General features: G+C 38.7%; 2 protein-coding genes. Both read right to left on the reverse strand.

Going from position 1 to position 1022, the window contains the following annotated elements:
* Positions 1-372: 372 nt before the first annotated feature.
* Positions 373-678: a GUN4 domain-containing protein gene (locus O9332_RS12420; protein WP_043998860.1), complete on the reverse strand. Its 306-nt coding sequence runs from the start codon at positions 676-678 to the stop codon at positions 373-375.
* Positions 662-1022, reverse strand: a 361-nt coding sequence (locus tag O9332_RS12425; protein WP_288025815.1) for an IS30 family transposase, incomplete at its 5' end; no start/stop codon positions are given. The genes O9332_RS12420 and O9332_RS12425, both read right to left, overlap by 17 nt.

Consider the following 1022-nt stretch of genomic DNA (forward strand, 5'->3'; position numbering starts at 1 on the left):
TAAATCTTTATCTGGCAAGAGACTTAATTGATTAGTTCGCTCTAGATAAAAAACAATTGACAAAAATCGCTAAATGCCTTTCTATATAAGGGTTCCATCCCTTATAACCCCCGTCCATTGCATAACAATTACCGAAGAGCCTTATTTTATTATGTTTTTTAAAATTTCCTTCAATAATAATGGTGCGTTACGTCGCGTATTTAATCTATTTGTATATAGCGTTTCCCAATCTCATGAGGTACACCAAAATCTTAACTCCTGACTCCTGACTCCTCAAAACCTAAGACTCTGTACCTCACAACTATGGGAATTGCTATATTTTATAATCTTTTTGCGCTCCTAACGCACCCTACAAACTGTAATCTTTACAGGTTACAATCTACAAGTCTCGATGCGACAAAAAATACTACTATCTTCCACAGGCACCCCCAGACTGGTGCTTGTTCCCTCCAACCAGCGATGATCATTCCACCAACCCATACCCCAAACTGGGAGGTGTCCTTTAGCTGCTTTTATATCAAAAGTAATATCTTTGTAGTACAACCAGCTTCCTCCTTTTCTCCATCCTACCTTGTCCCCGAACTTCTCCCCGATGTCTGAGTTATATTTTCTTGTTCCACCTAAACCCTGATAAATCGTTTTTTGTACATAAAAGGCCAATTCAAGTCTGAATTGCATCACTGTCTGATCTACCTTTATAGAATACCTCATTCGGGGTACGATAGTCAAGACATTTTCGAGGACGATTGTTAATCAAGTTTACGGCTCTTTCCACCTCCTCTGGCTTAAGGATTTTAAAATTCGTTCCCTTGGGGAAAAATTGTCTTAACAGTCCATTGGTAGGCTCGTTTAATCCCCTCTCCCACGAATGATAAGGAGTAGCAAAATAAAAATCTGCTCCTAGTTTCTGACTCAACTCTTGATGTCCACAAAATTCTTTGCCGTTGTCACAAGTAAAGGTTTTTCTTTTGTCAGGGTGAATCTCTTGAAAAAGTTTTTCTGTGACTCTATTGATTTCCGAT

The organism is Microcystis sp. LE19-10.1B, from assembly GCF_027530565.1.
Lineage (GTDB): Bacteria > Cyanobacteriota > Cyanobacteriia > Cyanobacteriales > Microcystaceae > Microcystis > Microcystis aeruginosa.

Excerpts from the sequence above, each read along its gene's own strand:
- O9332_RS12420 (WP_043998860.1), bottom strand. The coding sequence starts at position 678 with ATGCAATTCAGACTTGAATTGGCCTTTTATGTACAAAAAACGATTTAT.